Origin of the sequence: Solibacillus sp. FSL K6-1781 (assembly GCF_038630735.1) — a bacterium.
Classification (GTDB): Bacteria; Bacillota; Bacilli; order Bacillales_A; family Planococcaceae; genus Solibacillus; species Solibacillus silvestris.
The window spans coordinates 3,610,145-3,634,469 of record NZ_CP152038.1; the positions used below are offsets into that span (position 1 = coordinate 3,610,145).

General features: G+C 39.0%; 23 protein-coding genes. 9 read left to right on the forward strand and 14 right to left on the reverse strand.

Translation table 11 applies throughout. The annotated features are described in order from the left end of the window. Position 1: 1 nt before the first annotated feature. The 3 genes from MHH37_RS18375 to MHH37_RS18385 form a co-directional block, all read right to left on the reverse strand. Positions 2-895: a sugar ABC transporter permease gene (locus MHH37_RS18375; RefSeq protein WP_342574159.1), complete on the reverse strand. Its 894-nt coding sequence runs from the start codon at positions 893-895 to the stop codon at positions 2-4. Positions 896-993: 98 nt separating this feature from the next. Continuing rightward, the gene (locus MHH37_RS18380) at positions 994-2,397 is read right to left on the reverse strand and encodes an extracellular solute-binding protein (RefSeq protein ID WP_342574161.1); all 1,404 of its coding nucleotides are present in this window, start codon (positions 2,395-2,397) and stop codon (positions 994-996) included. Positions 2,398-2,454: 57 nt separating this feature from the next. After that, entirely contained in the window at positions 2,455-3,300 is an 846-nt protein-coding gene (locus tag MHH37_RS18385) for a MurR/RpiR family transcriptional regulator (protein WP_342574162.1), read from the reverse strand. 212 nt (positions 3,301-3,512) lie between these two features. On the opposite strand from MHH37_RS18385, the gene MHH37_RS18390 reads away from it, so the two are divergent. Further along, on the forward strand, positions 3,513-4,088 hold the full coding sequence (locus tag MHH37_RS18390) for a metallophosphoesterase family protein (protein ID WP_342574163.1): 576 nt from the start codon (positions 3,513-3,515) through the stop codon (positions 4,086-4,088). A gap of 57 nt (positions 4,089-4,145) precedes the next feature. Here the strand turns inward: MHH37_RS18390 and MHH37_RS18395 are convergent, their stop codons facing one another. Continuing rightward, positions 4,146-5,045, reverse strand: a complete 900-nt coding sequence (locus MHH37_RS18395; RefSeq protein ID WP_008405643.1) for a radical SAM/SPASM domain-containing protein — start codon at positions 5,043-5,045, stop codon at positions 4,146-4,148. Positions 5,046-5,196: 151 nt separating this feature from the next. After that, on the reverse strand, positions 5,197-5,694 hold the full coding sequence (locus MHH37_RS18400; RefSeq protein ID WP_342574164.1) for a DUF1456 family protein: 498 nt from the start codon (positions 5,692-5,694) through the stop codon (positions 5,197-5,199). A gap of 321 nt (positions 5,695-6,015) precedes the next feature. Between MHH37_RS18400 and MHH37_RS18405 the strand changes: the two genes are divergently transcribed. The 5 genes from MHH37_RS18405 to MHH37_RS18425 all read left to right on the forward strand — a co-directional run bounded on the left by MHH37_RS18405 (position 6,016) and on the right by MHH37_RS18425 (position 11,645). After that, complete coding sequence (locus MHH37_RS18405) at positions 6,016-7,683, forward strand: peptide ABC transporter substrate-binding protein (protein WP_342574165.1); 1,668 nt, start codon at positions 6,016-6,018, stop codon at positions 7,681-7,683. Between the two features lie 131 nt (positions 7,684-7,814). After that, positions 7,815-8,744, forward strand: a complete 930-nt coding sequence (locus tag MHH37_RS18410) for an ABC transporter permease (protein WP_087617442.1) — start codon at positions 7,815-7,817, stop codon at positions 8,742-8,744. Next, the gene (locus MHH37_RS18415) at positions 8,744-9,679 is read left to right on the forward strand and encodes an ABC transporter permease (RefSeq protein WP_008405637.1); all 936 of its coding nucleotides are present in this window, start codon (positions 8,744-8,746) and stop codon (positions 9,677-9,679) included. Before MHH37_RS18410 ends, MHH37_RS18415 begins: the two co-directional genes overlap by 1 nt. 15 nt (positions 9,680-9,694) lie before the next feature. Beyond that, positions 9,695-10,747, forward strand: a complete 1,053-nt coding sequence (locus MHH37_RS18420; protein ID WP_342574167.1) for an ABC transporter ATP-binding protein — start codon at positions 9,695-9,697, stop codon at positions 10,745-10,747. Further along, a complete protein-coding gene (locus tag MHH37_RS18425; RefSeq protein WP_008405631.1) occupies positions 10,740-11,645 on the forward strand; it encodes an ATP-binding cassette domain-containing protein in 906 nt (301 codons plus the stop codon). Before MHH37_RS18420 ends, MHH37_RS18425 begins: the two co-directional genes overlap by 8 nt. 154 nt (positions 11,646-11,799) lie before the next feature. Here the strand turns inward: MHH37_RS18425 and MHH37_RS18430 are convergent, their stop codons facing one another. Next, a complete protein-coding gene (locus MHH37_RS18430; RefSeq protein WP_342574168.1) occupies positions 11,800-13,287 on the reverse strand; it encodes a long-chain fatty acid--CoA ligase in 1,488 nt (495 codons plus the stop codon). A 305-nt stretch (positions 13,288-13,592) separates the two neighbouring features. Between MHH37_RS18430 and MHH37_RS18435 the strand changes: the two genes are divergently transcribed. Beyond that, positions 13,593-13,823 carry a DUF1540 domain-containing protein gene (locus MHH37_RS18435; RefSeq protein WP_008405628.1) on the forward strand — a complete coding sequence of 77 codons (231 nt, stop codon included), beginning with the start codon at positions 13,593-13,595 and terminating at the stop codon, positions 13,821-13,823. 64 nt (positions 13,824-13,887) lie between these two features. Here the strand turns inward: MHH37_RS18435 and MHH37_RS18440 are convergent, their stop codons facing one another. Beyond that, the gene (locus tag MHH37_RS18440; RefSeq protein WP_342576297.1) at positions 13,888-14,124 is read right to left on the reverse strand and encodes a hypothetical protein; all 237 of its coding nucleotides are present in this window, start codon (positions 14,122-14,124) and stop codon (positions 13,888-13,890) included. 59 nt (positions 14,125-14,183) lie between these two features. Beyond that, positions 14,184-15,446 carry an MFS transporter gene (locus MHH37_RS18445; RefSeq protein WP_342574169.1) on the reverse strand — a complete coding sequence of 421 codons (1,263 nt, stop codon included), beginning with the start codon at positions 15,444-15,446 and terminating at the stop codon, positions 14,184-14,186. Positions 15,447-15,671: 225 nt separating this feature from the next. Here MHH37_RS18445 and MHH37_RS18450 point away from each other — a divergent pair, with 225 nt between their 5' ends. Then, complete coding sequence (locus tag MHH37_RS18450; RefSeq protein WP_173364515.1) at positions 15,672-16,274, forward strand: DUF3298 and DUF4163 domain-containing protein; 603 nt, start codon at positions 15,672-15,674, stop codon at positions 16,272-16,274. A 60-nt stretch (positions 16,275-16,334) separates the two neighbouring features. Here MHH37_RS18450 and MHH37_RS18455 read toward each other — a convergent pair whose 3' ends face one another. Together MHH37_RS18455 and MHH37_RS18460 are read right to left on the reverse strand one after the other, a co-directional pair. Continuing rightward, a complete protein-coding gene (locus MHH37_RS18455) occupies positions 16,335-17,954 on the reverse strand; it encodes a multicopper oxidase (RefSeq protein WP_342574170.1) in 1,620 nt (539 codons plus the stop codon). Between the two features lie 144 nt (positions 17,955-18,098). Then, positions 18,099-19,496: a hypothetical protein gene (locus MHH37_RS18460; protein WP_342574171.1), complete on the reverse strand. Its 1,398-nt coding sequence runs from the start codon at positions 19,494-19,496 to the stop codon at positions 18,099-18,101. Between the two features lie 230 nt (positions 19,497-19,726). On the opposite strand from MHH37_RS18460, the gene MHH37_RS18465 reads away from it, so the two are divergent. Continuing rightward, positions 19,727-19,972 (forward strand): hypothetical protein, encoded by a 246-nt coding sequence (locus MHH37_RS18465; RefSeq protein WP_342574172.1) that lies wholly within the window; start codon positions 19,727-19,729, stop codon positions 19,970-19,972. Positions 19,973-20,018: 46 nt separating this feature from the next. On the opposite strand, the gene MHH37_RS18470 is transcribed toward MHH37_RS18465, so the two are convergent. Genes MHH37_RS18470 through uxuA form a run of 4 tightly spaced genes read right to left on the reverse strand, consistent with a single transcriptional unit; the run spans position 20,019 to position 24,324 of the window. Continuing rightward, positions 20,019-21,356: a gluconate:H+ symporter gene (locus tag MHH37_RS18470; protein ID WP_008405615.1), complete on the reverse strand. Its 1,338-nt coding sequence runs from the start codon at positions 21,354-21,356 to the stop codon at positions 20,019-20,021. Between the two features lie 59 nt (positions 21,357-21,415). Further along, complete coding sequence (locus MHH37_RS18475) at positions 21,416-22,414, reverse strand: substrate-binding domain-containing protein (RefSeq protein WP_340735747.1); 999 nt, start codon at positions 22,412-22,414, stop codon at positions 21,416-21,418. Positions 22,415-22,417: 3 nt separating this feature from the next. Then, positions 22,418-23,254 (reverse strand): SDR family oxidoreductase, encoded by an 837-nt coding sequence (locus tag MHH37_RS18480; RefSeq protein ID WP_342574173.1) that lies wholly within the window; start codon positions 23,252-23,254, stop codon positions 22,418-22,420. Next, positions 23,254-24,324 carry a mannonate dehydratase gene (gene uxuA / locus MHH37_RS18485; protein ID WP_014822665.1) on the reverse strand — a complete coding sequence of 357 codons (1,071 nt, stop codon included), beginning with the start codon at positions 24,322-24,324 and terminating at the stop codon, positions 23,254-23,256. The genes MHH37_RS18480 and uxuA overlap by 1 nt, the downstream gene beginning before the upstream one ends. Position 24,325: the final 1 nt, after the last annotated feature.

The following is a 24,325-nucleotide window of genomic DNA, read 5'->3' on the forward strand; positions in this document are numbered from 1 at the left end:
GTTAATATTCGACTTTTTCTTTTTTCAGAATAAATTGTGACACGAGAACGGTAATGAGCGACACGACCAAGATTAGAACACCAATCGCTGCACCATAGCCAAATTGAAAATCTTCAAAAGCGCGCTGGTATAAATATGTTCCCATTACTTCTGAAGCGCTTCCCGGTCCACCACCTGTCATTACTTGCACAAGGACAAACGAACCGTTCAGAGAAGTAATGATGATATAAAGAATGGATGTTTTTATTTGTGGCCAAACGAGTGGGACCGTAATATGCCAAAATTGTTGCCACTCGGATGCCCCATCAATATCTGCCGCTTCATATAAACTTTTCGGTACATTCGAGATACCACCCATAATAAGTAGCATAAATAATCCAATCCCTGCCCAGATTGCAGGAATGGCAATACTAGGAAGTACCCATGTTTTATCACCTAACCAAGGGCGGGCCCATTCAGTTAATCCAACCTGATTTAATAAGCTATTTACAATCCCCATATTCGGGTCATAAATGAATTGCCATAAAATCCCTATAACTACAACCGACATAATATTCGGAAAGAAAAATACAATCCGGTAAAATGGTGCTTCTTTAATCTTAAGCTGCGTCAATGCCACAGCAAAAAATAGAGCGAGCGTCATAATCCCAATAACTTTTACAAATACGAAGAAAAAGTCATTTATGATCGCCTTTTTAATAATGGAGTCATTCCATAGACGAATATAATTATCTAAGCCGATAAACGTTTTGTTTGCACTTGTTCCGGACCACTCAAAAAATGAGTAATACAATCCGCCCAACATCGGATAAACAGTAAAAATTAAAAAGAGCAGAAAAGTCGGCAGTAAACAAAATGCTAAAAACAAATATTTACTTTTGGAAGAAAAGGTCATTGTTCATTACTCCTTTCTCTACTGATTAAATAAGGTTGCTAAAAAGCTTTTAGCAACCTCATTTCCAGCAGTCACTTATTTGCAAAGTGACTCTCTCGTTATTTTCTTAGCTCTTCTGCTTTTTTCACCATCTTATCGACAAATTCTTCAGCAGTAATTTCACCAAGTAGGATATCAATAATTAACAATTTAATTTCATTTGTAATTTCAACCGCAATTTTTTGAAGTTCCGCATCTGGTGTGTAACGTTTATACGTATGAACAGCACCTGGATTGTTGATCATTTCATTAATATTCTTCAGGAAATCCTGAACATTTGTATTCGAAGATAAATCAACGTCCTTCATGTTCATAATCGCACCAGTTGATTCAGCAAATGCCTGCGCATATTCTTCCGTAAAGATGAATTCCAAAAATGCCTTTGCAGCTTCCGGATTTTGCGATTTTTCAGCAATTGCAATTGTACGAATATCCGGTACTAGTGCTAATGGCTTACCAGGATCATTCATCGGTGTTGGTGTGAAGCCGAATTCAAAACTGTCCGGCGTATCATTTTTCATTTCATTTGGTAACCAGAAACCTACTGGAATGTAGGCATTTTTATGCATTAAAAAGTTCATTTGTGATTGCGTATGATTGTAGGCAGCAAAACCGCTGTCAATTAGTCCTGCTTTAGCAATTTTTTCTACCTTTTTCAATACTTCAAGCGTTTCAGGTTTTTTCCAAGCCTCTACTACACCATTATTTAAGTCATTTAATAACTCTTCACCGCCTGCAGCAGCAAAAGCCGGATTCAATACGCCACGGTGGAAGTATTGTGTATGTTGGCCTGTCGTTACAAATGGTGCAATTTTCGTATCGGCTTTAATTTTTTCCATAGAGCTAATCCAGCTATCAAAATCTGTTGGTACTTCCCATCCGTTTTCTTCAAACCACTTCGCATCATACCAAGTTCCCCACGTATCGAATACTAATGGCAAACTATAGATTTTCCCGCCATCTACTTCTTCTGCCGGTGAGATAAAGCTATCTAATAATGCTGTACCATTTTCAAGTTTAATTCCTTTTACAAATTCACTAATATCCATTAACTGACCTTCAGCGATCATTTGTGTTTCACTAGCTCCTGCACCATCGATATAAACGACATCAGGTGGTGTTTCCGAAATCCAGCGTGTGTTCATCTCCGTATTAATATTCGGACCTGCATGTTCTACAATTTCTAAATCCGGATGCTGTTTTTGGAAGTCCCCTATAACTTGCTTCCACCATCCGTCACCATATCCTCCAACGAAATATTGAATTTCCAGTTTTCCTGATAACCCATCCCCTGTACTTTCTGTAGAAGTATTATCCGATGAAGTCGTTGATTGTTCTGTACTGCTGTTTCCTTCAGTGTCGCTGTTTGATTCCTCGTCATTCGAACACGCTACGAGCAGTAGCATTAAACTCATTAATGCTACTAAAAACCAAGTCTGCTTTCTCTCTTTGATAACAAACATACATTACACCCCTTCATTTTCATTATGTTAACTATATGAATATAGTCAGCACCAATATTAACGAGAAAAACCCTTAATTACCTCGAGTGTGCGATTTAACGCAACAATCGATTTATCATAGTTTAATGTTGCGATTCCTGTATATAAAATATCAATTAATGTCAGTTGGGCGATGCGTGATGCGGTTGCCGAGCTACGAATATCTGCTTCGTTAGAAACAACGTACAGAGCAGAATCTGCAAAGCTTTGTATTGTATTTCGCTTGTTTTGTGTCATTGTAATAATCGTTGCTTGATTCTCTTTTGCAACGGTAAGTGCATTAATAACTTCCTTCGTTTCACCTGAGTACGAGATCGCGAATACAACATCTTCGCTCGTTGCATGTGCTGCTGCAATCAGCTGCCCATGACTATCGAAAATTGTTTCACAGTTTTTATTAATCCGTTTCAATTTATGTTCAAAATCTTGCGCAACGATTGCTGAGGCCCCGATGCCGATAAAGATAATCTTTCTTGCATTATTAATTTGGTGAATAATTTTCTCCAATTCCCTTTCGCCATTAATCATTAGCGTTCGTTGGATTGCATCGATATTGTGCATTTCAATGGTCTGTATCATTTGCAATATGGTCGAATCTTTTTCCAGTTCAAAATTGTGGTTGTTTTGAATTTCCAGAGTAGGTGCTGTAGCAATACTTAGTTTTAAATCTTTGAATCCGGAAAAGTTCAATGCCCTGCACATTCTCACTATTGTTGCTTCACTTGTTTTAGCCTTTTCTGCCAGCACTGCAATCGGCATGCGAATAACATCCTCTAAGTGACTTAAAATATATAAAGCTACATTTCTTTCTGCAGGTTTCAGCAATTCTATCCCCGAACGTATTCTTTCAATACTATTTTCCAAATTCATTACCTACTCTCAAACAAAATGTTGTAAAACTTCCTTTTTAATGTAAAATATATGAAATTTAACTTCATAATAAAACCTATATTGCTAGTCGTCAAGAATTTATTTTAAATTTTCTGAAAATAAAAGGAAATAAATGTTTTATTTTATCGATAAATTGACTATTGCTATACTATTGTAGAAATTCAATTATACGGTGGTGATTATTAATGAAGTATGCAATTTTAAGTGACTTACATTCGCATTATAAAAATACTAAAAAGGTGTTAAATCATATACAGCAAGTAGCACCCAATGCTGAGATTATTGGCTTAGGGGATTTATTCGAGTGTAAAATCGGCAAGAAAAAGGCGAAAATGATTCGTCATGCAAAGCTAAAAGATGCGGCAATTATTGATGATAAGTTTATGAGCCTCTTAACATTCCCTTCTATCATCGGCAACCAGGAAGAACGGATTGCTCTTGTAACAGGGGATAATCGTTTTCTCCAATATAAAAATGCGCTTGTAATTGAACATGCAACTTTAATTCACGGGCACCAAATAGAGTGGGATAAGACATTCAATCCTACCTTCCCTAACATCCAAACGCCGCTGCTGTTTTTTGGACATAGTCATGAAGCAGCCATCTATAAGGATGGGCAACGACAATCTGTCCCTTACGATATCCCTCTGGCTGTTGGAAAAAAACAATACCAGATTAATGTCGGTCCTGTCGTAGATAATAAAGAATGGTGCCTATATGACAGTGAGGAAATGACGGTCACTTTTATGCAGGCGCAATAGGAAAAGGCTGCCCTGAAGTAAATTCAGGACAGCCTTTTAATCTATTTATATAGCCGATTACAAAACATCCGGCAGTTCGGAATCCATGCCAAACTTTTGGCGGAAACCGCATTTTTTGCAAAGTTCTTCAATTGCTTCACGACGAGAAAAACCATCTACCAAGTTTTGTGCACGGTCGGTAGTAATAATTTCGCCGAATTTTTGATCGTGGACATTCCCTAGATTAATGACACCCTCGCCATCCAAACAACAAGGAACAACAGAACCATCTACTAAAATAGCTGCATGTGTACGCAATGCATGACAGAACCCTTTTCCTTCATCCGCTTTTTCAAGTAGACTCGGCCAGCGGAACTCATGATCCTGGTTTAAATAGATGTTTTTTGCAATTTTTACTCCTGAGCCCATTTCTACCCGCTCTTGAATTTCATAGTCCAGTTCATACTCTTTTTCGAGAATTTCAAGTGTTTCGCGGTTTCTACGGTTTGCCAGTTCGGAAACATTATTCCGCTGCAAATTCCATAGCCTGTAAGAAATAATGACATTATGTTTTCGTACATCCCGTACAAATTCCAAAATATCACTTAAGTACTTTTCGCGGTTTTCAGAGCCTTCATGTCCATCAAAACTATGAAGCGAAAAATTTATTTGTCTGAGTGCAGGCTTGCCTAAAAGCTTTTCACGGTTCTTTTTAATTAACGTCCCGTTTGTCGTAATATTGACTTTAAAGCCCTTTTCATGTGCAATATCAAGTAATTGCCCAATGCGCGGATGCAATAAAGGCTCCCCTTTTACATGTAGGTATATATATTTTGTATAGCCGCTAATTTCATCTAAAATATGAGCAAATTGCTCTACCTTTATTAATCCTTTTGCGCGCTCTGTAGGTGGACAAAAGCTGCATGCTAAATTACATACACTTGTAATTTCGATATACACTTTCTTAAAAGTTTTCAACGCTCGTTCACCATTCCTTTTTTGATCCTAAACAATACTTCTCATTGTAACAAATTTCTTATGTAAAAAGGAAGCTGTCTGTTTGGCTTAATACACAATGCAAATAAAAAACCGCCTAGAATATGAATGATATTCTAGGCAGTTCGTATTTTTATCCGCGGTAGCGAACGGATAGGCCTTTAAGGAATTTACGGGCAAAGTTGTCGCCGCATTCTTTGTAATTACGGTGACCCGGTTTACGCATAATGGCGCCAAGTTCGCCTTTTGATACGGCAATACCCCCGTCATCAAGCACATCCAGCATCTCTTCTGTCGTCAGCTGGCATGCAACTTTCAGCTTTTTCAGCATCATGTTGTTAACATGATCCGGCTTTTCCTGCACAGGCGCTGGCTGCCCTTCTTTTTTCGGCATCGGTCCACGCTTATACGTAATCAACCCATTGAAAAATGCTTCCAAATTTTTATGATTCACTTTCATTTGGTCATAATCAGCAGGTGCTTCCTCATCTTTTTCCAAAGACTTCGTTAAAATTTTCGGCATATCCTCCGGGGTAACTGTAACGCCACCTAACTTAAAAATTTCAATCATTTCTTTATTTTTCAAATCCAATGCATAACGCGTTCGGATGAGAATATCATTATTATCCATAATAACCTCCATACTTCTTTCGCTAGCAAATATTATATCAGAGGTTGGACTTGGAATGTTAGCGCGATCTCTTAAACGTTCCATATCTTTTAGCGTATTTTTTTATACCTTTCCACTCAGCAAAAACTAGTATTCACAATATTTCGAATCCAGAAACCCCACGCAAAATCAATAACACTAAATAGTAATTTTATGCTCTAAACAGAAAATTTACGTGATTTATAAAAAAATAGGTTTATAATTATCTGAAGATTTGATATAGTTATATTGCATTAATTTGCAAAAAATATCATGTTTTTACACAAAATGGGGGGTTTTAAGATGAAATTGAACAAGTTTCTAACACTTTTCATGGCACTTGTACTATCTGTAGTACTTGCGGCATGTGGTGGGGACGACAGTAAGGACAATGAAACATCGGAAGGTTCTACAGGTACTGAAACAAACAATGAAGGGTCTACAAGCACTTCATCAGAACCAAAAGAGCTTAACTTAGTATTTATGTCTGAACCACCGTCTTTACACCCGGGTTTAGCGTCTGATACTACATCAAGTACAGCAATCAACAACATTTTTGAAGGTTTAATGACAATGGAAAACGGCGTTCCGGTTGAAGCTGCCGCAGAGAGCTATGAAATTTCCGATGACTTATTAACTTATACATTTAAATTACGTGATTCAAAATGGTCTAACGGAGACCCTGTAACAGCAAACGACTTTGCTTTTGCTTGGAAATGGGCATTAACGCCAGAAAACGCTTCTGAATATGCTTCAATTTTATATCCAATCAAAGGCGCTGAAGCTTACCACTCAGGTACTGGCTCTGCCGATGATTTAGGTATTAAAGTTGTGGATGACAAAACGTTAGAAGTAACATTGGAAGTTCCAACACCATATTTCTTGGAATTAACTGCTTTCAAAACATTTTCACCAATTCACCAAGCTACTCAAGAAGCAAATGCTAACTGGTACACTGAAGCAGATTCAATCGTATCAAATGGTGCTTACACTTTAACGGAGTGGGTTCACAATGGTAACTTGGTATTCACTAAATCAGAAAATTACTGGGATAAAGAGAACGTGAAAATTGATACGGTAAACGTAGCAATCGTTGAATCTGAAGCTTCTCAAATGAACATGTATGATGCTGGGGAAATTGACTACTTAGGAACAAACTATGGTAAGATCTCTCTAGATGCAATCGATCGCTTAAAATCAGAAGGCACGCTTAAAGTAGCTGAATACTCAGGTGTTTACTGGTATAAGTTCAACACGACAGACAAAGTAATGAGTAACGTAAATATTCGTAAAGCATTAACTTTAGCAATAGATCGTGGAAGCTTAATTGCTAACATTACGAAAGCTGAAGAACAACCTGCATTGGGATATGTTCCGAACTCAGTAAATGGATTTGGCGATGATGAAGGTTATTTCAAAGATGCAGATTTTGAAGGTGCTAAAGAATATTTAGCAAAAGGTTTAGAAGAACTTGGTTTATCGGACCCTTCTGAATTAGAAGTTACTGTTTCACACAACACTTCTGAAGCTCATGCTTCAATTGCACAATTCATTCAACAAGGATGGACAAAAGAATTAGGTATTAAAGTAAAACTTGATAACTCTGAATGGCAAGTATATTTAGACAAACTTTCTAGCTTAGATTATCAAGTAGGTCGTTTAGGTTGGATTGCTGACTTCAATGATGCTTATACATTCCTGGAAATGTATAACTCTGCGGATAACGGAAACAACGATACTGGTTGGGAGAATGCTGAATACACTGCTTTATTAAAACAATCAGTTACTGAAACAGATCCAGACAAACGTACTCAAATCATGTTACAAGCAGAAGCAATTATGGCTGAAGAAGTTCCAGTTGCTCCAATCTACTACTATACTAACCCTTACATTGTAAAAGATTATGTAACAGGCATGGAGCCAGATGCATTAGGTAATATTTCACTTAAAAATGTTGATATTAATAAATAATTATTAACTTATCAACAAAATTACTGTGTAAGTTTTCCAAGTTAGGCTGCTCAAAATCCATGTGATTTAGGGCAGCCTTTCTATATATTTCAGAATATTCATTTCATTCTAACAAAAGGGGGGTCTGTTTAGTGCTTAACTACATTTTCAAGCGATTAATTTATATTTTGGTAGCATTATTTTTCATCATATCGGCAACGTTCTTTTTAATGAAGCTTGCACCAGGTAGCCCATTTGCCAGTGAGCGTGAGCTATTACCAGCAATCGAACAGCAACTTAATGCAAAATACGGACTTGATAATCCATGGTACATCCAATATAAAGATTATTTAATCTCATCCCTTACATTTGATTTTGGAGAATCCATGAAATATAAAGGACGTTCAGTAAACGACATGATTTCCGAAGGATTCCCTGTTTCATTAGTACTAGGTTTAGAAGCAATGCTCTTAGCAGTAGGTTTTGGAATTTTACTAGGTGTTATTTCAGCGCTATATCACAATCGATTTCCTGACTATGTGTCGACTGTCATCGCTGTTATAGGAATTTCTGTCCCTTCCTTTATTCTTGCAGCGATATTACAGCTCTATTTATCACTAAAATTGGGGTGGTTCCCTGTGACTGGATGGAAAGGCTTTAGCTACACAGTTTTACCTGCAGTCGCTATTGCCCTGACACATGTTGGATTTATTGCGAAGCTAACTCGATCCAGTATGCTGGAACAAAATAACAGTGAATATGTAAAGCTTGCACGTGCTAAAGGAATCGGAAAATGGACAATTGTATTTAAACACTCGCTTCGTAATGCGTTGTTGCCGGTTATCACCTATTTAGGACCTTTAACTGCAGGCGTACTGACAGGAAGTTTCATTATTGAACAAATTTTTGCCATACCGGGTATTGGCCGTCACTTCGTACAATCTATTACGAATCGTGATTATACGACGATTATGGGTGTAACTGTTTTCTATTCAATTATTTTACTCTTTGCGGTATTAATTGTAGACATTTTGTATCACTACATTGACCCTCGTATCAAATTGAAAGGAGCGAAAAAATAATGACTTTAGAAAATAAATTTAATGAACAAATCGCTCCGGAGCGTTTTGAAATTGTAGGCGCCCGTCCAAGTGATGCGGATTCTCTAAACAAAAAGCAAATTTCATTTTGGCAAGAGGTAATGTACCGGTTTTCACATAACAAGCTAGCAATTATAGGCTTGGTTATTTTATCGTTTATTACAATTATGGCTATCTTTGCACCGATGTTTTCCTCTTGGAGTTATGAAGAAAATACGGGTCTTTACAATACAGCCCCTTCAGCTGCCCACTGGTTCGGTACAGACGACCTTGCACGCGACTTATTCGTTCGTGTCTGGATTGGCGCAAGAATTTCGTTATTCATCGGTCTTGCCGCAGCTGTGATTGATTTAATTATTGGTGTTCTCTGGGGAAGTATTTCAGGATTGCTTGGTGGACGCGTTGACAATATTATGATGCGTATTGCTGATGTGTTAACAGCGATTCCTTATTTATTAGTTGTTATCATTTTACTAGTCGTTATGGAGAAAGGATTAATTCCTATGATTATTGCCCTATCCTTTACGGGATGGGTAAACATGGCACGTATCGTTCGTGCTGAGGTACTTTCAATTAAGAGTCGTGAATTTGTTTTAGCTTCTCGCACATTAGGCGCTGGTTCATGGCATTTAATTAAACGTCACCTAATCCCAAATGCAATGGGCGCCATTTTAGTAACAATGACATTAACTATTCCAGCTGCAATCTTTACAGAATCATTTTTAAGCTATATCGGTTTAGGGGTACAGCAGCCGCTTGCAAGTTGGGGCACAATGGCTTCAGAAGGAAATAAGGCAATCCAATCTGCACCTTGGCGATTAATGTTCCCTGCCCTCTTCATTTCGTTAACGATTTTCGCATTTAACGCTGTTGGAGATGGTCTTCGCGATGCTTTAGATCCGAAATTACGTAAGTAGAAAGGGGTGTATGAGATGAAGAAGAAAATTTTAGAAGTTAATGATTTACATATTCACTTCAAAACGTACGCCGGTATTGTCCAGGCTGTACGAGGCGTAAACTTTGAATTATACGAAGGCGAAACATTGGCTATCGTAGGTGAGTCGGGCTCAGGTAAAAGTGTTACGAGTAATGCTTTGATGAAGCTGATTCCTGAGCCACCCGGTATTTATGCCAATGGCGAAATAAAATTTAACGGTCGTGATCTGATTCCTCTTTCTGAAAAAGATATGTTATCTATCCGGGGCAATGAAGTGGCAATGATTTTCCAAGATCCGATGACTGCACTAAACCCAACAATGCGTATCGGCAAGCAAATCATGGAAGTTTTATTAAAGCATAAAAAAGTTTCCAGTAAAGGGGCTGCGAAAACGCGTTCCATTGAATTATTAAATCAGGTTGGTATACCTTTTCCCGAAAAACGGTTTGCTTCTTATCCACACGAGCTTTCGGGGGGGATGCGTCAGCGTGTTGTCATCGCAATTGCCCTTGCTGCAGATCCTAAGCTTCTAATTGCCGATGAACCAACAACAGCACTTGATGTAACGATTCAGGCGCAAATTTTAGAATTGATGAAGGACATTCAAAGAAGTTCGAATACTTCGATTATTTTCATCACTCATGATTTAGGGGTCGTGGCAAACGTGGCTGACCGTGTTGCCGTTATGTACGCCGGACAAATTGTTGAGTATGGCACAGTAGAGGACATTTTCTACAATCCTAAGCATCCTTATACTTGGGGGCTGCTAGGTTCAATGCCCGACTTAAACAACTCTACAGATGAGTTATTACGTGCAATACCTGGTTCGCCGCCAAACTTGATTAATCCACCTATCGGCTGTGCATTCGCCCCTCGTAATGAGCTGGCTTTAGCAATCGACTATGAGGAAGAGCCACCGATGTTCCAAGTTTCTGACACTCATTATGCAAAAACTTGGTTACTCCATCCGAACGCTCCAAAAATTTCACTTCCTGAGGCGGTTGCTCGCCGGATCGAAATGGCAAGAGGAGGCACAGCTAATGCGTAAAAAGATTTTAGAAGTAAAAGGATTAAAACAATATTTCGGTACTGCTAAAGAACCTATTAAAGCGGTTGACGGCATTAGCTTCGACGTTTATGAAGGCGAAACACTTGGACTAGTGGGTGAATCAGGCTGTGGTAAATCAACAACAGGACGTTCAATTATACGCCTGTATGATATTACAGAAGGTGAAATTTTATTTAACCAAAAAAACGTGAATTCTTATTCTTCACGAAAGGAATCGATGCAATTCAACCGCGACATGCAAATGATTTTTCAAGATCCCTACGCATCGTTAAACCCGCGGATGACAGCTGGTGAAATTATTGCGGAAGGCTATGATATCCACGGCCTTCACAAAAATAAAAAAGAGCGTCAAGAAAAAATTGGAGAGCTGTTAGAATCTGTTGGTTTAAACCGTGAGCATGCAAACCGTTATGCACATGAATTTTCAGGCGGTCAACGTCAACGTATTGGGATTGCCCGCGCATTAAGCTTGGATCCAAGCTTCATTATTGCGGATGAGCCAATTTCTGCTCTAGACGTATCTATTCAAGCTCAAGTCGTTAACTTATTAAAGCAGCTACAAAAAGAACGTGGTTTAACATATTTATTCATTGCCCATGATTTATCGATGGTGAAGTATATCTCGGATCGTATTGCTGTTATGTATCGCGGAAAAATTTTAGAGTTAGGTGATGCGGACGAGATTTACAACAATCCGATTCATCCTTATACAAAGTCTTTACTTTCTGCCGTACCTCAACCAAACCCTGAGTATGAGCGTAAACGTGTTCGTATACCATACAAGCATGAAGAAACACCAGAAAATGCGGAGACTTTAGAAGCACGTCCAGGGCATTTTGTATTTGCCACAAAACAGCAACTTGCCAGCTGGTTATAAATAGAGAGCCGAGTATCCAAATTGAGTACTCGGCTTTTTTCATTATAATGGTCCTGTTTCTCTACCATTTTCTCACTCCTTCATTGCAAAGGATTGGAAAATGACCCTTATATTTTTCATGAAAAATAGACTCGACAAAATCGAGGCTATCATTTTATATCGTTTGTTTTGGTCTTAATGTATGCTTCAGTACTTTACCGGAAGCATTACGTGGCAGTTGATCGATAAAGTCAACTTCCAATGGAACTTTATATTTTGCAAGCTGTGTCATGCAATAGTCCAGTACATCTTGTTCCATTAGTTGTTTGTCTTCCTTTAATACAACAAACGCCTTAGGAACTTCACCGTAAACTTCATGTGGGATCCCTACGACCGCGGCTTCCAGAATTTGAGGCATTTGGTACAGTACTTCTTCCACTTCAATTGGGTAAATATTTTCGCCTCCACGAATGATCAAATCCTTTTTGCGATCTACAATATATAAATAGTCTTCCTCATCAAAACGGCCTAAATCTCCTGTATACAGCCACCCATCCTGAATCGACTTGGCTGTTTCTTCCGGTGCGCGCAAATATCCCTTCATTACTTGGGGACCTCTCACGCAAATTTCACCGACTTCCCCTAGTGGCACAATTTCACCATTCGCATCGCGCAACTGAATATCCGTCCGTGCTAACGGTTTGCCTACTGAACCGATTTTAAACAGTGCCGCATCATCCAGCAATGAGCTGGCTGCGGGTGAATTTTCCGTTTGCCCATATAAGTTCTGTACTTTTACATTAGGGAATGTATCCTTTAGACGCTTCACAAGCTCATACGGCATTGGTGCAGCCCCATAGCAGAACAGGCGCAGTTCACTAAAATCATAGGACTGCAGCTCAGGTTTATTTAATAAAATGGTATACATTGCCGGTACCCCAAAGAAAATAGATGCCTTTGTTTCAACTAAATTTTTCAAAGTCTGGTCTGGTGAAAATGCCTCTTCAATAAGAACTGCACCCCCCTTATAAATTGTCGGCACTGCAAATACATGACTGCCTGCACAATGGAATAAAGGTGTACAAATAAACATGCGGTCCTCACTTGTCATATTCATTGAGTCAGACCAGATTTGCGCCGTCTCTAAAATGTTCCGGTGACTGAGCATAACCCCTTTTGGTTTTCCCGTCGTTCCGGATGTATACATAACAACTGACGTGTCCTCGAGCTCTAACTCCGGCATTGTTGGAGAATTACTTTGTTCATTTAAAATGTTTTTGATTTGTGATAGTGAAAGAATTTCCTGAAAACCATGTGTCGTGAGATCAATCGTCTCTTGCAGTTTTTCATCATAAATTAACACTTTTGCTTCTGAATGCTTAAATATAAAATCGACTTCAGGAGGAGCAAGTTTTGTATTCACAGGCATTACGGTTAAGCCTGCGAGCTGGACACCATAATAAACAGCCATAAATAAATGGGAGTTTAGGGCAAACTCTGCTACAATATCATTCTTTTGAAAACCTTTTTCAATTAGATAACCGGCAATTTTCCGGGAATTATCCAGAAGTTCATCGTATGTCCATACTTCATTTTCAAATTGAATAGCCGTTGCATTTGGTGTCTCCAGAGCTTGGTCAACTAATGCCTGTAAAACCGTCATTTAACATCCCCCTTAGTATATAAATATCTTAATATTCTAAATTTTAACAATTTATAGCTGCCTAATGCAATATTTTCATTTTTTATTTTTTTCAACTAATGAAAATTGAATTATTTATTAAGTGCCGCGAATGGTATACGTTTATTTTGGATAAGCTAGTTGTCAAATAAAGTTAATACATCCATTTTATTTGAACATAAAAACATTCAGAGTGGACAAATTAATGATGAAGATTTTAAAAGGAAAGCAATCAAGATCAAGCGCCTTTTTCTTCATTATTGCTAAATCAAAGAGGAGGAAAGCTAATGCCAACTTTAGAGGTGAAATGTACTGTATCAGATTGTTTTTTCCATGCAAAGGGAAATTTTTGTGGGGCAGAAAAAATAGAAATTGATATGGAAGGTATAACCAACAAAAAAGAACGGACGGAGTTTGCTTCTGATTTTGATTTGCAAGCCCCTAAACAAAAAGAAGCGAAGTCGTCCAGCGACACTTGCTGCAAAACGTTTATTTCTAAAAAAGATAAGCAGCACTAATTAATTTTGAAGAAGCTGTCTAGAAAGTATACACTTTCTAGGCAGCTTCCTTTTTCATAAAAATTTAATGCGAACCATTGCCACCTAATTGCCCACCAGGTACCTCACTGATTTTATAAGTACTGCTGTCGACTTCCAGATTTTCTGTTAATGGTCGAAGCGGCATTTCATCAGTGGTCTTTACTTCCTGTTCCTTGGCAAGTAAAGCAAGCGTGTCATTATAAGAAAGACCGGACGCTGCATTTAATCTCTTTACTTCATCAACATCTGTTCCTGCTTCTGTGAATTTTTTCTCGTTCATTCATCCACCTCCTCAATTACTAGGATGTGCGATGAACAATTGTTTATGTAATTACTCGCTCAAGTCGACATTGTTTCTGTAACAGATCCTTCTTTGTATAACATAATTCCAATTAAACCGACTAAAGAAAAAATAACTGGAATACTAAAGCCGTAAAAGTACCCATTTTGTAAATTTAACGAGCTTGCCTGAACATAGTCTAATATTGCACCTAAAAAAATCGGTAATAGGACGGCACTTAAAAAGCCTCCTGTATTGGCAAATCCCGATACAATGCCAGACTCTTTCATTGGGAATGACTGCCGTACAGCAGCAAATGTCAATGCACTTGCTCCATATCCGAAGCCGATGAGGAAGAAAAGAACAATAACTCCGATCAGGGACGGATATCCTTGAAATAAAAGAAACATAAACCAGCTTGCAAAAACAATCGTTTGCACTGCTATATAAGGTTTTTTAATCGATTCATACATACTTGCAACCCAGCTCATAAAAGGCGCACCAATAATTGCACCAACGAGCCCAACCATAATTAACTGACTCGCCTGTGACCGGCTCATTTCGTAAAGATCCATTCCGTACGGCACCGCCCACGAACTGATAAATCCAACATAGCCACCCACTACCCCAAAATGGCATAAAAATAATGCCCATGCTTGACGGCTGGAAAAGACTCTTTTTACGATGCCAGCTGTTTTTTCGCGTTGGACAGGCTCAGTTACTACAGGCGTAATTTGCGGGAAAGCCTTTTTTGCTTGTTTTATCAGGACAACATATAATAGTACTCCGCATATGCTTACAAGAAGTCCCAATGAGAAAAATGCCCCTCTCCATCCAAGGAGTCCAATCCATGCCGAAAATGGAACAGTCGCCAACAAGAACCCTAAACTGCCTGTCATACCGGCAAAACCAACTAAACGGACAAATTCCTTTTTATAAAACCACTGTCCTAATATGAGCATCATATTAACCCAAATGGTCGCATCCCCTATTCCGGTAAAAATTCGCGAAAGAAATAATACCGATTCATGCGTTCCTACACTGTAAAGAACCGTTCCCACTCCGGCAAGGACTGCTCCAAAAATAAGAAAAAAATTTGGTCCAAAGCGATCCGCCAAAATCCCCATTGGAATTTGCAGACTTGTATAAACAAAAAATTGAACACCTGTAATTAATCCGATTGTGGTGGCCGTGATATTAAAGTCATTCATTAATTGATCAGTAATCAATCCAGGCGCTGTCCGCTGACTAGCCATTAACAAATACGTAAGCAATACCGAAACAAATACTACCCATCTGTACTTACTGTTCTGTTTTTCCAATGATCACGACTCCCATAATGTTTTTCTTTACACATTGAATTGTTTAATTACGAGTTCCTTATCATCATCCATTTTATGAAAGAACTTTGCATGTTATCTTTTCAAGCCTTCACTTTCATAAAGTTATATACACTACATATAAATAACAGTATGCAGGGTATGATGCATATTGTTATTTAAGAAAAAATAAATGAAGGAAGTGAAACTATTCTTCAAATTGGTCCAATGCCTGTTAGTACTGTTCGATTAGATTGTGGACCGAATCAATTGGTATATTATCCTCATGTTTCTTACAAGTGGGATCATTTATGGGAAAACGAGATGAATGAGGCGATTAAGGAGCAAGTACAAAAGCAAATTGCACAGCAAGTTGGTGAAATGCCGACAACTGTAGAAGAAATGCTGGGGCTATACGAAATAAAAAACAATCAGCGGCAAGTGCTAAGTTTGAGTCTTTCCAATTATACGTATCATCAAAAGGCCGCGCATGGGATGACGACAATCCAATCACTGACATTTGATATTGAAAAAAAGAAGCTATGTACACTTAAAGATTTATTTAAACCGGGCAGCAACTATGTTAGAAGACTTTCTGCTCTTGTCGATATTCAAATACAGGAGCGGGACCTCCCGACATTAGGAGATTTTCGGGGTATAAGTCCAGATCAGGATTTTTATATTGCAGATAAAACACTCGTTATTTATTTTCAATTATATGAGATTACTCCATATGTCGTAGGTCTGCCAATGTTTCCGATTTCTGTTTTTGATTTGGCTGATATTATCGACGAATCCGGTCCGCTCGGCAGATTGGCAACTAACGGTTAAAGTTAAGTGAAATGTACTATATTTTCACATTCAAAATATAGTACATTTTTTTCAATTTAGTTAATGGTCATCAATATGCGGTGGCTGCACGGGATGGGCATCGTTAATAACGCGAATCGGTCGCATCATATCATGATCTTCATGCTCAAGAAAATGACAGTGCCACATATAATCCCCTGTATGTTCTTTCCAATGCATAATAATTTTCGTTACTTTTCCAATGTCCGCTTTTACAGTATCCTTCCAACCTCTTTCATAATCTCTCGGTTTTTCCGGCTCACCTGTAAACTCTAATTTCCCTTCCGAAACATATAGATCTACATTAAACGGTCTACGCTCCAATATTTTGAACTGTACTAAATGGAGATGGATTGGATGATGGACTGGTGTCGTATTTATAAAGTTCCAAATCTCTATACTATCTAACGAAGGCTTTTCTGTTGCGGGATCATGGTACATTTTATTATCCAGCATGAGCATAAGCCTGCCATAACGGTCTAGAGAAGATGTTAAAGGCAGATTACGAATGGTATGTGCATGATGCTCGTGTAAATCCATCGCTGGTTCCAACAATGTAGGTATTTGGCTTGTATCTTCTCGCCTTAGAGGTAAGTTCACAATGAATTTCATAATGACATTCGTATGTTCATCTGCAAACTCCTCATCATCATTCATCAGAAAAATTTCTCCATTCGCAAATTTACTAAAATCAATAATTACATCTATACGCTCAGCAGGATTTAATTCAGCTGTGATGATTTTCGTTGTTGCAGCTAAAAATCCGCCATCTGTTCCAATCTGGTTCATTTCTTCTTCATTGGAGAGACGTAGTTTGTAACTTCTACGGTTTGAGCCATTTAATATTCGGAAGCGATATTTTCTCGGCTCAACATTTAAATATGGCCATACCTTCCCATTTACAATAACTGTATTTCCAACATAGCCTAACGTAACAGTCGGATCCGGCAGTGGAAGCTGGTCAGGTACAGGTAGAGGAAATGGGGGATCAAGTTTCGTTGGATAAAAAATAGAACCATCTTCATTAAAGGAGCGATCCTGAATGAGCAATGGTATTTCGTAATCTCCCTTTGGCAGTTTTAATCGTTCCTCCAAAGAATCACGAAGCAAATAAAATCCTGCCAATCCTGCCACAACGTTTAATCTTGTAAGTGCCATCGCATGGTCGTGATACCACATAGTCGTACCCGGCTGATGGTTCGTATATGCATGCACTTCCTGTTTAAATAGTGGTCCTGTAGCAGCATAGTTTTTTGTATACCATGCCTCAGGGTGCCCGTCACTTGCAGAAGCGACATTCGCCCCATGTAAATGAACTACTGTTCGGACTTCTGCAGAATTGTTTACTCCATGCAGACTGTAATCTACCGGCAGAAAATGTTTATCGGGAAGTTTATTTAAATATTTCACATAAGTCGTAACATCTTTTTTTGCTTCAATTGTTGGACCAGGAACGATTCCATCATAGCCCCACACATCAGTATAAGGAAAGTCTTTATGAAATCGATGCCTTGCTTTAAGCATCTGGATTTCATAATAGGAATTAGGCGGATAGTTATTGTTTGGTTTAGATCTTGCAACTCGCGGTATAACCAGTTTATCTTCAAATTTTGATATTGTAGCAGGATCTGCTGGGTTCACCGGCTGATCATTAATTTTCAAATTGTCCCATCCTTCATTGTTTATTACTCTATTTTATTCTCTATATAATTAGGCGTTCCACATTATTTGAAATCCGACATTTATTCAAGTTTCCCGGACAGCAAACATACTGCAGCGAGTGGTTTGTTATATCCGTGCAACAGGTTAGATAATGAAAAGCGCTACAATCGTCGTTACGATTAGCCCGATTATTACCGGTACAAGATTTCTTCGTGCCAGTTCAAATGGGCTAACATTACAAATGGCCGCTGCAGGGATTAACGCCCATGGAACAAGTGTCCCACCGCCTACCCAAATAGCCGCAATTTGACCAAGAGCAGTCAATGTGGCCGTACCTTCTCCAATTGCCGTACCAAATAAATTTCCGAGTGAACCGACTAAAGAAATTCCGGAAAACCCTGATCCGTCCAGCCCTGTAATGGCTCCTACGCCCGTCAGTGTTACAACTGCAATTTCGGTTGTTAATGGTACGAGTGCCGCCAGTCCCATCCCAAGATCATTCACAATACCATGTGACGTTTCAGGCAGATGATTTCCGAGAATTGTAAGGAAACCTGCATCCCCTAAATAGAAAAACGCCGCAATCGGGATGACCGGTCCAAATACTTTAAAACCAAACTGAAACCCTTTAATAAAGTAGCTTGTCGTTTGGTCGAGCCCTTTCTTTTTAAAAGCAATAACACAAAGAATAAGCAGGATAAATACAGAAGTTCCTCCTACCAGTGCTGTTGCATCTCCCCCTTGAAGATCGAAAATAGCCATTGCAACAACATCCAGTACAAAAGCAACCGGAATGAGCAACGCAAAGAATTTTTTCTGAGTCATCGATAATAGATTTTCTGTTTGCTCCAGCTCTTGCTCCGTACTATTATCGTACGTTCCTACTAAAGGAATAGTGCCGCGCTTCATATCCCGTTTCAAAAAGTAAAATGCGACAACTGTCGTTACAACCCCCATCGTTATGACAAGCGGTATACTTGCCATCACGACATCCCCAACTGGAAGACCGGCAGCATCAGCCGTTAATTTTGGTGCACCTTGAATAATAAAATCACTGGATAACGCAATCCCGTGACCGAATAAGTTCATCGCCATAGCCCCACCTAATGCCGGCAGCCCCGCCCGTATTGCTACAGGCAATAAAACAGCTCCGAGCAGAGCTACTGCAGGAGATGGCCAGAAAAACCAGGAAATGATCATCATTAATATCCCGATTGTCCAAAATCCTAGTGTCGGGTTTTTTATGATTTTTGTAAAAGGTGCAATCATTACTTCGTTAATTCCCGTTTTAGTTAGTACCCGACTCATGGCGACGATAATTGAGATAATTAAAATAGTAGATAAAAGTTCGGTAATTGCATAAATAAAGCTATTAAATACACCGCCTATTGACGCTACAAAATCCCCTGTTGCGACGAGAGCAATAACAAAAATCCCCACAATACTGATCAATGTTGTATCCAGGCGCCTCACCATAAAGATAATGATCAGCATGATAAAAACAACATAGATCCAGTGGAGAGCTGTTATCTCAATTCCCATACTCCAACCTCTTTTCCTTTTTTACTTAGCATATGGAGAAAAAAGAAAGGTTGTGAGCGCCTAGTACCAATATATATATTTTAATCTTTCATGGTATTCGCCTAGATTCTATGAAACGGGACGCAATGTTAGTAAGGCATTTTTAAAAGTAACTTCATCGGGCAATTGTGTTTAATTAATGGTGGAAAAGAGACATATTGCATACATACGATAAAAATAGAGGTGTGTTTATGGCGATTTGTCCGTTGTGCAATGCATTAGAAAAAGTCAGCAAGGATTGTCCTTCTTGCAATAGTCCGCTGCAGGATGGAGGAAAGGTAGCCGATTATTCGGATCCATATGGACATTATAATGATGAAAATACCGTTAAGCTTGGGGATGGCTACCCTAATACCGCAAAAGATGGAATTTGTCCGCATTTACTTGTTTGCAAAGAGTGCAGCTTTGAGCAGGTCCTGTTTATACAGGAACAGTAAAAAACATGTCCGAAACAAAGTTTCGGACATGCCATAATCAAAATTATTAAATAAATATATCCAAAATTAATACTACGCAAAGGCCGACAATCGATGTCGTGAATAGTAAAAGACCCCATGTTTTAAATGTATCTTTAATCGATAAGTTAAAGTACTCTTTAAACAGCCAGAAAGATGCATCATTAACATGTGTAATTGTATTACTTCCCGCTGCTGTTGCCAAAACCATCAGGACTGGATTGACATCAAACGTATGGATTAACGGTCCTACAATACCTGCAGCTGTAATCGCCGACACAACCCCCGTACCTGTAGCAATACGGATAACCGCTGTAATCAGCCATGCCATAATTAACGGGTTAATGGATGTGTTTTGCATCACACCTGCAATAAGATCACCGATGCCTGTATCTAAAATGATCTGTTTAAATGCACCACCAGAACCGACGATAAAGATAATCATTGCAATACCTTCTATTGCACCCGAGAACGAATTCATTACTTCCTTCATCGTACGGCCAAGACGGATACCGAATACATAAATTGCGATCAGCACTGCCAGAATCATACTAATTTCAGCACTGCCTAAAAAGTTGATGAATTGACCGACTGCCGACTCTTTATCGAAAATCATATTGTAAATCGTAGCACCTGTAATAATAATTGCAGGTAATAATGGAATTAATAAACTAATTCCAAACCCTGGTGCCTTGTCCAGATCTACTTCTTCAGATTTCTTCAATAATGGAGGTATTGGCAAATCCAAATTCTTTAAAACCCGCGGAAGAATAATCCCCGCAGCAATAATCGCAGGTACAGCTACAACAATCCCCAGCAGATAGACCATACCCATATCCGCACCATATGCTTCTACAAGTGCAGTCGGACCTGGCTGTGGCGGGAATATACTATGCGCCATTGTAGCAGCTGCAACCATTGTAATTCCTAAACGCAAGTAAGGCATTTTCGCTTCAATTGCAATAGAAATAACTAATGGAGCCAAAATAATAAACGCCACTTCATAGAATACGGAAATACCGAAAATTGCACCGACAATTAAAATTGCCCATTCTACATTTTTTGCTCCGAATTTTTTAAGCAATGTCGAGGCAACTCGTTGTGCGGCTCCCGAATCGACCATTAACTTCCCGAGAACTGCACCCATCCCGATAATAATCGCTAAACTTCCAAGTGTGCTCCCAAAGCCTGTTTTAACAGATGTCACAACATCCGTTAATGATAAACCATTTAAAACCCCAACAAGAATTGCAACAATAAGTAAAGCTAATACACTATTTAATTTGACAACGATGTTTAAATATAATAATAAACCGACACCAAGTGCGACCCAGATGATCGGTAAATAGTCTACTATGAAATCCATGTTTTCCCCCTAGGTTAATAGCTGTACATCCAGTCTATCTATCAACACAGCTTATTGTATTAATGACTTTGACGCATATTAAGTTGGCCACCAAAGCGGATTGTTTTAGACATCTTTTGTTCCCCTTTGATTTGCTGTAATAACAACTCCACGGCTTTATTCGCCATTTTTGTTGTTGGCTGTGAAATGGTCGTAAGTTGGGGTGTAAACAAGTTTGCAAATGACACATCATCTATTCCAATAACAGCTAAATCTTTTGGAATGACAAGTTGATGCTCTTTTGCAAAGTTTAAGATTTCGACTAATACACGGTCACTGCCTGCGATAATCGCTTCCGGCCGCTGATCCAGTTCAAACATATTACGAAGAGATACTTTCATTTCTTCGACTTCGACACTATGTATATATTCATCCCGTACTTGTATGCCTCTACTCACTAAAGCTTTTTTATAACCTTCAATTCGCTCCAGCCGTGGTGTAATATTACGTGTTACCGGTGCGGTCAGTATGGCAATCCGGCTATGCCCGTTATCGGTCAATGCCTTTACCGCCACTTCTGCCGCCTGTTCATTTTCCAGTAAAATAGAGGGAATTCCTAAGCCCTCTATCGTACGGTCCATGAAAACAATCGGATATTTTTTCTTTTTCATTTGCTCATATAAATCCAAATTGTCGCCAGTAGGAAAGATTATCATCCCATCCACCTGTTTTGCCATGAGCATTTCAATATACTGCCGTTCTTTCTCAGGTTCGTCGTCAGCGTTACATACAATTGTATGAAAGCCGTGTTTATTAAAGTTCAATTCAATTGCGCGAATAATATGAGTGGAGAATGAATGTAGAATATTCGCGACAATAATCCCAACAGTGAAAGTAGATTTTTGCGACAAACTACGAGCAATAATATTTGGTCGGTAATTAAGCTCGCGAATGGAATATTCCACTTTTTTTCGGGTATGCTCACTCATATATTCATAGCGGCCATTCAAATATTGTGAAATAGTACTTTTAGAAACCCCCGCATGCTTTGCGACATCGGAAATCGTGACATTTTTCAAATATCACACCCCCGAATACGCGTTAAAGCCACCATCTACTGCAATTGTTGTACCCGTAATAAACGAAGAATAAGAAGAGTCCAGTAAAAATAGCAGAGCCCCTAATAATTGATCTGGCTCACCAAATTTTTTCATCGGTGTTGCTTCAATAATTTTTTTTGAACGTGCTGTATACTCTCCTTCTGCATCAACGAGCAGATCTTTATTTTGCTGGGTAATGAAAAATCCAGGTGCAATTGCATTTACTCGTAAGCCTGTTTCAGCAAAGTGAACAGCCATCCAGCTTGTAAAGTTATTTATCGCCGCTTTTGCTGCACTGTACGCAGGGATTTTCGTTAATGGTGTGTATGCGCTCATCGATGAAATGTTGATGATGGCTGGACTTTCTGCCTGTAAAAGTGCCTCTCCAAATACTTGGCATGCCAGGAATGTTCCTGTGAAATTTAAAGAGAATACATCGGAAAAGCCATTTTCCTGCAAGTCAAAAAATGAAAGACCAGTGGAATTCGCCTCATAATATTCTTTTTCGGTAATCGCATTCGGATGGTTTCCGCCTGCACCGTTAATTAAAAAATCAATACGTCCAAAATGCTCAAGAATTTGCTCTTTTGCTGCAAGTAAAGAATCTTTGTTAAGTACATCAGCAGTTATTGCCACAGCATTCCCCCCTGCTGCAACGATTTCCTCTTTAACTGCTTCGACCTTTGACTCAGTACGACCGATAATCGCCACCTTTACTTGCTGGCGTGCCAATTCCTGTGCCATCTTTGAGCATAGAACACCGCTGCCACCTGTAATTACTGCTACTTTATTTGCTAAATTTTCGTGTATTGGAATCATTATTTGCCTCCTGTTTGTTCGCTGTAAGCATCCCATAAACCATTTAAATACATAATACCGAGTGCACGATCATATAAACCGTAGCCAGGGCGACAAACTTCTCCCCATAAGTGACGGCCATGATCCGGACGTACATAGCCTGTATAATTTTGTTCATGCAATGTTTTAACGATCCCTTTAATATCAATTGAACCATCTGATGTAAAATGAGAAGTTTCTGCAAAGCTGCCATTTTCGTAGATTTTCACATTACGAATATGGGCAAACGGTGAACGATATGCATATTTTTCGGCAATTGCGACCATGTCATTATCCGGTGATGCACCCATCGATCCAGAGCAGAATGTAAAACTGTTTGCTAAAGAATCATTGATCTCGATTAATTTTTCATAGCTTGCTGCTCCTGTAATGATGCGCGGTAAGCCAAAAATTGAATACGGCGGATCGTCCGGATGGATTGCCATGCGTATTCCAACCTCTTCTGCAACAGGGATAATGGCATCTAAAAAGTAACGTAAGTTGTTCCATAGCTTTTGCTCATCCACTTCTTTATACGCTTCGAAAAGTTCCGCGATACGGGCCATCCGTTCAGGCTCCCAACCTGGCAAAGTTAAATCAGAAGCTTCACTAACCGTTTTTACAAGCTGCTGCGGATCAAGACTTTGTACTTTTTCTTTATCGAAGTAAAGTGCTGTCGACCCATCTTCAAGCGGGTGGAACATATCTGTACGTGTCCAGTCGAAAATCGGCATGAAATTATAACAAATTACTTTAACGCCTACTTCCGCCAAGTTCCGTATTGTCTGTTTATAATTTTCAATATATAAATCGCGATTACCAAGACCGAGCTTAATATCTTCATGAACGTTGACACTTTCAACAACATCAATATGGAAACCTTTTGACTGTATATACTCTGCTTCTTCTTTAATCTCTTCTTTCGTCCAAAGCTCGCCTGCTGCCTTTTGATGCAATGCCCAAACAATTCCTTTAACATTCGGAATCTGACGGATATGGTCGAGCGTTACTGTATCATTGTTTCTTCCGTACCAGCGAAATGTAATATTCACC

Coding starts and splice junctions, on each gene's coding strand:
- MHH37_RS18375 (WP_342574159.1), bottom strand. CDS start 895: ATGACCTTTTCTTCCAAAAGTAAATATTTGTTTTTAGCATTTTGTTTA.
- MHH37_RS18380 (WP_342574161.1), bottom strand. CDS start 2,397: ATGTTTGTTATCAAAGAGAGAAAGCAGACTTGGTTTTTAGTAGCATTA.
- MHH37_RS18390 (WP_342574163.1), top strand. CDS start 3,513: ATGAAGTATGCAATTTTAAGTGACTTACATTCGCATTATAAAAATACT.
- MHH37_RS18400 (WP_342574164.1), bottom strand. CDS start 5,694: ATGGATAATAATGATATTCTCATCCGAACGCGTTATGCATTGGATTTG.
- MHH37_RS18405 (WP_342574165.1), top strand. CDS start 6,016: ATGAAATTGAACAAGTTTCTAACACTTTTCATGGCACTTGTACTATCT.
- MHH37_RS18415 (WP_008405637.1), top strand. CDS start 8,744: ATGACTTTAGAAAATAAATTTAATGAACAAATCGCTCCGGAGCGTTTT.
- MHH37_RS18420 (WP_342574167.1), top strand. CDS start 9,695: ATGAAGAAGAAAATTTTAGAAGTTAATGATTTACATATTCACTTCAAA.
- MHH37_RS18425 (WP_008405631.1), top strand. CDS start 10,740: ATGCGTAAAAAGATTTTAGAAGTAAAAGGATTAAAACAATATTTCGGT.
- MHH37_RS18430 (WP_342574168.1), bottom strand. CDS start 13,287: ATGACGGTTTTACAGGCATTAGTTGACCAAGCTCTGGAGACACCAAAT.
- MHH37_RS18435 (WP_008405628.1), top strand. CDS start 13,593: ATGCCAACTTTAGAGGTGAAATGTACTGTATCAGATTGTTTTTTCCAT.
- MHH37_RS18440 (WP_342576297.1), bottom strand. CDS start 14,124: ATGAACGAGAAAAAATTCACAGAAGCAGGAACAGATGTTGATGAAGTA.
- MHH37_RS18450 (WP_173364515.1), top strand. CDS start 15,672: ATGCCTGTTAGTACTGTTCGATTAGATTGTGGACCGAATCAATTGGTA.
- MHH37_RS18460 (WP_342574171.1), bottom strand. CDS start 19,496: ATGGGAATTGAGATAACAGCTCTCCACTGGATCTATGTTGTTTTTATC.
- MHH37_RS18465 (WP_342574172.1), top strand. CDS start 19,727: ATGGCGATTTGTCCGTTGTGCAATGCATTAGAAAAAGTCAGCAAGGAT.
- MHH37_RS18470 (WP_008405615.1), bottom strand. CDS start 21,356: ATGGATTTCATAGTAGACTATTTACCGATCATCTGGGTCGCACTTGGT.
- MHH37_RS18480 (WP_342574173.1), bottom strand. CDS start 23,254: ATGATTCCAATACACGAAAATTTAGCAAATAAAGTAGCAGTAATTACA.